Source organism: Streptomyces sp. ICN903 (assembly GCF_022015835.1).
Lineage (GTDB): Bacteria > Actinomycetota > Actinomycetes > Streptomycetales > Streptomycetaceae > Streptomyces > Streptomyces fenghuangensis.
This window is the reverse complement of the sequence record NZ_JAKMAY010000361.1, coordinates 1-5091: the sequence shown is the minus strand read 5'-3', so window position 1 is coordinate 5091 and position 5091 is coordinate 1. Positions and strand designations below refer to the sequence as shown.

The window sequence follows — 5091 nt, the reverse complement described above, 5'->3', positions numbered from 1 at the left end:
CGCTGCGGGAGGCGGCCGGGTGGGTGGGCTGCGACGCGGTCCGCGTCGAGCGCTGCGACGACCCGGCGCTGGCCGCGGCCCTCACCGCGGCCCTCGACTGACGCGCCCGCCGCCTCCGGTGCGCCCGGTTCACCCGGCGCGTTCGGCAGGACCGGTGCGGTGCGGGCCGACCCGGCGCGGGTCGGCCCGCCTCACCTGATCTCCAGGATCTTCTCCCGCATCGCGTAGACCACGGCCTCCATCCGGGAGTGGAGCTGGAGCTTCTCCAGGATGTTGCGGACGTGGTTCTTCACGGTGTTCTCGCTGATGAAGAGTTCCTTGGCGATGTCGCGGTTGTTCATGCCGGTGGCGACGAGCTTGAGCACCTCAAGCTCCCGGTCGGTCAGGCGCGGCGCGGGCACCAGCCGCTTCTCGTCGGTGCGCTGGATCATCGACTTGAACTCGGTGAGCAGCTTGGCCGCCATCGACGGGCTGATCTGCGACTGCCCGTCGGCGACCGCGCGGATCGCGGTGGAGACCTCGTCGGTGGAGATCTCCTTGAGCAGGTAGCCGGTGGCCCCCGCCTTGATCGCGTCGTAGAGGTCGGCCTCCTCGTCGCTGATCGTCAGCATGATGATCTTCGCGCTGGGGGCCACCTCCTTGATCGAGGTGCATGCCTCGATACCGCCGCGCCGGGGCATCCGCACATCCATCAGCACGATGTCGGGGAGCAGGTCGGCGGCCTTGTCCACGGCCTCGGCCCCGTCCCCCGCCTCGCCGACGACCTCGATGTCCTCCTCCTGCGCGAGGACGATCTCCAGCCCGCGTCTGAAGAGGGCGTGGTCGTCGACGACCAGGACTCGGATGGGCTCCTTGCGCAGGTCCGCCGTCCCCGCGTCCACGGGTGCGGCGCCCCGGCCGCCGTCCCGCGCGCCGGGCGTCACGGGCCCGAAGCTGTCCGCCATCGTTCCTCCCCCTGCAGCCAGGCTACGCAGCGCCAACCGGCCGGTGCAGGGCGCCGGTTGGACGTGGCCATGATTCCATGCCCCCGCCCCCGGCCGAATTCCTCGTTCGGCCGGGGGCGGGTCCGGTGCGCGGTGTCAGCGACTGTTATCAGCCACGCAGAGCGCCTCCGGCGCCCTGCGGTGCCTCCTCCACGAAGGGGTCGGGCTCCAGATGGATGACGCCGTAGTCGTAGCCGTGCCGTCGGTAGACGACGCTCGGCAGCTTGGTCTCGGAGTCGACGAACAGGTAGAAGTCATGCCCGACCAGCTCCATCTCGTACAGGGCCTGGTCCAACGACATCGGGGCCGCCGCGTGGGTCTTCTCCCGGACGACCAGGGGGCCCTCCCCCTGGACCTCCAGCGGTCCCACCTTGGTGGTGGCGGGCGGTTCCTCGACCGTCGTGCGCTGCGGTCCGAGCCGGCCGTCCTCGCCGACGGTCGCCGCGTTCGGCACGGTCACGGCCACGTCGCGCGCCGGGATCCGGTGGTGGCCGTTGCCCTTGCGCGCGGAGACCCGCTTCTCGTGCTGCCTGCGCAGCCGCGACTCCAGCTTCTCCGTGGCCAGATCCAGCGCCACGTAGGGATCGGCCGCCGCCGCCTCGGCGCGGATCACCGGACCGCGGGAGCGCAGTGTGATCTCAACCCTGTCGGAGCGGTCGGCCTGACGCGGGTTGGGCTCCTTGGACACCTCGACGTCGAGGCGGATCGCCTTGGCGTCGATCTTCTGGATCTTGTCCAGCTTGAGCTTGTCGACCACGTGCTTGCGGAACCGCTCCGGCACCTCTGTCTTACGGCCCTTGACGACGATGTCCACGCAGAACTCCGTTCCCGGGCACCTCCGCCGCCTGAGCGGTGGAGCACGCCCTTTGTGCACTGAGTCCGGAAGATGCGGGCTCCCGCCCGTCACCGTCCGGCCCTACGTCGGGTTGCGACTTTCACCTCCTCCTCCCCGGTCGGGAAGACCGCCACCCTCCCGTTTCCGGGAGATTGGCCGGCAAAGCCGGGTGAACGCCCTGGAGCGCACATGTCCCGCCGTACGGAACGACTCTCGCCATTCCTCACAACCGAACCTACCCCTGCCGGAGGAAACTCGGCACCCCCTGTCGGCACCTACCTCCGATCGCGGGCGGCTCCGCCTTCGGGCCGGGAGGCAGGTGCTCCCGCCGGCGGTTCCACCCGTACGGACCACACTGCCCATTCCCGGCCGGGGTACGCCCCCGCGGACACCTGCCGGGTGAGCGCCCGCACGCCGGTGCGAGACCAGCGGGAGCGGCGAGCGGGGTGGACCCCGGCCGATGTGGTGCTAGGGGTTGCCGGGCCGCGAGGCCGCCACCACCGCCGCGCCGACCACTGTGCCGCCGGCCCGGCCGAGCGCCCGCGCCGCCTCCGCGAGCGAGGCGCCCGTGGTCACCAGATCGTCCACCACGACCACCGGGCCCTGCGCCAGCAGCCGTCCCGCACCGGCGGCCGTGCCCAGGGCTCCGGCCAGGTTGGCCAGGCGCTGCCGGGCGTCCAGCCCCGCCTGGTCCGCCACGGTGCGCCGCTGCCGCAGCACGGGCAGGACCCGCGCCGGCCGCCCGGCGCGTCTGAGTTCGCCGGCCGCCGCAAGCGCCATCCTCCGTACCGGGTCGTGACCGCGCGCCGCCACCGAGCGCCGCGCGGAGGGCACCGGAACCAGCAGCAGCGGCCTCCTCCCCTCCCGTGCCGCGCCTCCCGGCGCCGCTCCCCCCGGTGCCGTCTCCTGAGCCGCCGCACCCGCCGCGCCGGCCAGCACCGCTCCCAGCGGAGCCGCCAGCCGCAGGGCGCCGCGCTCCTTGTGCGCGAGCAGCACCGCCCGTACCTCGTCGGCGTAGGCCAGGCACGCGTGAACCGGCGGCAGGCCGTCCGGCGGCGGGTCCGGCCGCACGAGCCGAGGCCCGGAACCGCGCAGCAGTTCCCGACACCGCGCGCACAGACCGGTGCGCGGCAGTCCGCACCCGGCGCAGTCGGCGGGCAGCACCAGATCGGCCAGTTCCCGCCACCATTCCCGCATACCGAACATACCGGGATGACTACCCCGGGTAGACAGGCATCGACCCCTTGTCCGTGACCAGTTCCCACTCGGCGCGATCGAGCCGGGCGATGCCCTCCCCGGTGTCGGCCAGCAGCGGTTCGTCGCCGTTCTCCGAGGCCGCCACACCGGTCACCCCGTTGAGCCCGGGCAGCGTCGGGGGGCCGGCCGAGGAGCCGTCCGTCGCCGTGTAGCGCAACTGCTGCACGCCCTTCGACTCCCGGCCGACGACCACCAGCCTGCTGTCGCCCGCCCAGGAGGCGTCCAGCACCTCCTCCATCCGCGGAGCGATGGGCCGCAGGCCCTCCACGGTCGCCATGGGCTCCCCGTCCTCGGACTCCTCCCGCTCGATGCGTCCGAGCCGCAGGGTCGTCCGGTCCCCCTCGCTGACCAGCAGTGCCATGCGCACACCGTCCGAGGAGACCCTCAGCGCCTCGATCCGGCCGCGGCCGAGGCCGGCCACCTCGACCTCCCTCGCCTCCTCCTGGCCCCCGCGCAGCCACAGCAGCCGGGGCCCGTCCGGATCGCGGTCGGCCACCCACAGGTCGCCGAGTCCGTCCCAGCTCGGAGCCGTCAGCCCGTCCCTCTCCCGCTGCGCGCCGCTGGTCACCACGGGGTCGCCGAGCCCGGTGTCGGCGGCGAGCGGAGCGACGAACAGCGACCGGCCGTCCAGCGACACCCCCGCACCCCGCTTCTCGTCCCGGCTCACCGAGACCGCGCTCATCCGGATCCGCCCCGCACCGAACGGGCCTCCGACGGGCGCGGTCCGGTCGCTGTCGCCCAGTACCACGGCCAGCCGGTCGCGGTCGTCGACGAAGTACTGACCACCGCCGTCGCCGCCCAGCCGGCCCGGCGCGTACGCCTCGGCCTCGTCACCGGTCAGGGAGCACAGCTCGGCGCCGCCCTCTCCTCCGGTCAGCCGGACACGGGAGGTCCTGGCCGACACCTGGCCGTCCACGGTGTGCAGCACCTGGGCGGCCATCCGGTCGCACTGGGCGCTCCCCGCCCTGAGCGGACGCTCGCGCCCCTTCCCGTCGCGAACGACCAGCGGGACGGTCAGCGTGCCGGAGTCGTTCGGGGAGAGCCTCGCGCCGTCGGCGAGCCGTGTGCCCTCGGGGAAGGCCGAGCCGACCACCGGGGCCAGCCAGCCGGTCGGGCCGTCCAGCAGCGCCTCGACCGCCTCGGTCAGCGGGTCTATGCGCTCCCGGACGTAGATCGGATCGGCGACCAGGACGTCCTCGCCCCGCGTCACCGCGCCGGTGTCCGGCCCCAGGTCGGCGTAGTGGTAGGTGTTGACCGACTCGTAGTTGCGCTCGAAGTCGGCCTCGGCCACCACCAGCCCGTCCGGCAGCCGGTCGATGCGCCACTCGCCGCCGACCCGGACGAGGTGGAACACCTCCCGGTACGTCCCCTCGCTGGGCTGGTGGGCGTGCTCGCTGTCCACCAGCGCGACGGTCGGGCCGGTCACCTCCACGGTGGTGCCGTCCTCCTCACCGGTGGAGGAGCGGCCCGAGGAGGACACGACGGGGGCGACGTCGAGCACCGTCGTACGGGCGAAGGGGTCCCAGCCGCGCGCGGCCCTGCCGGTGAGGTACTCGCGGGCAGTGGCGAACTCCGGCTCGTCGCTCGTGGTGGCCTCCAGGAAGCCGCGCACGATCTGCCAGGGATCCGCGCCCTTGCGCGGGCTCACCCCGAACACCCGTGCCTGGGAGTCGGTGTCGGCCCGGGAGAGGGGGTCCACCTTGCGGACCTCCCCTTCGGAGGGCATCGACGCGCACCCGGAGAGCAGCAGGACGAGAGCGCCGAGCGCCGCCGCGTGCCGACGGCGCGTACGGGAGGAGCGGAGAGGACGGAGGCCCTCGCGGGGACGCTCAGTAGCCTTGCCGGTCGCCATGTCCACCCTGCTCCTCCTCCGGCTCGTTCGTCATCCGCCTTCGCGCCTCCGGCTCCCCGCCGCCCGGGGCGCCCTGACCGCCCCCGGCGTCCCCGGCATCCCGCGGCGGTGCCGCCACCGCGCCGCCGGGCGAGCGGTTGGACTCCCCCACGGCCCCCGGGGAC

4 protein-coding genes and 1 pseudogene are annotated in these 5091 nt (G+C 73.7%); all 5 read right to left on the bottom strand.

Features of this window, described 5'->3' with window-relative positions:
* Positions 1-191: 191 nt before the first annotated feature.
* Positions 192-944 carry a response regulator transcription factor gene (locus L7D48_RS25575; protein ID WP_237882945.1) on the bottom strand — a complete coding sequence of 251 codons (753 nt, stop codon included), beginning with the start codon at positions 942-944 and terminating at the stop codon, positions 192-194.
* A 148-nt stretch (positions 945-1092) separates the two neighbouring features.
* Entirely contained in the window at positions 1093-1797 is a 705-nt protein-coding gene (gene hpf / locus L7D48_RS25570) for a ribosome hibernation-promoting factor, HPF/YfiA family (protein ID WP_237882943.1), read from the bottom strand.
* A gap of 489 nt (positions 1798-2286) precedes the next feature.
* Positions 2287-3015: a ComF family protein gene (locus tag L7D48_RS25565; RefSeq protein ID WP_237882941.1), complete on the bottom strand. Its 729-nt coding sequence runs from the start codon at positions 3013-3015 to the stop codon at positions 2287-2289.
* Between the two features lie 19 nt (positions 3016-3034).
* On the bottom strand, positions 3035-4927 hold the full coding sequence (locus L7D48_RS25560; protein ID WP_237882939.1) for an LpqB family beta-propeller domain-containing protein: 1893 nt from the start codon (positions 4925-4927) through the stop codon (positions 3035-3037).
* Positions 4905-5091 (bottom strand): annotated as a pseudogene (locus tag L7D48_RS25555) (hypothetical protein); the annotation flags it as partial. The gene L7D48_RS25560 and the pseudogene L7D48_RS25555, both read right to left, overlap by 23 nt.